This is a genomic window from Ruminococcus callidus ATCC 27760 (assembly GCF_000468015.1).
GTDB classification, from domain to species: Bacteria; Bacillota; Clostridia; order Oscillospirales; family Ruminococcaceae; genus Ruminococcus_C; species Ruminococcus_C callidus.
The window spans coordinates 27,713-28,023 of record NZ_KI260325.1; the positions used below are offsets into that span (position 1 = coordinate 27,713).

Annotated in this window: 1 protein-coding gene; it reads right to left on the reverse strand. The window is 49.2% G+C overall.

Annotation, left to right across the window (positions count from 1 at the left end; translation table 11 throughout):
- A partial coding sequence (locus tag RUMCAL_RS03055) for an N-acetylmuramoyl-L-alanine amidase (RefSeq protein ID WP_242823483.1) occupies positions 1-254 on the reverse strand: 254 nt, incomplete at its 3' end.
- Positions 255-311 lie beyond the last annotated feature (57 nt).

Below are 311 nucleotides of genomic sequence, written 5' to 3' on the forward strand. Positions count from 1 at the left end.
CAGTGGGTATGCGTGTAGAGATGGTTGATGTCCAGTCCATACTGTTTTAATAACGCTGCTGCCAATTTCGCTGCATTATCTTCCGACTTCTTATCCGTGGAATTGTATGCAGAGGACATAATACACTCGATGGCGATGGTTCTTCTGTTGCCGTTTCCAGAGCCATCAGCAGCGTGCCAGCCACTCAGGCTGTGAGGCAGATTCTGCCATGCACACACATTATCCACATAATAGTGGACTCGCACGTCATTCATATTGTTATTGACCGTTGCCCTTGTGTACTGTTCCGCAGGGGTCGTGCCGCTTGCTAC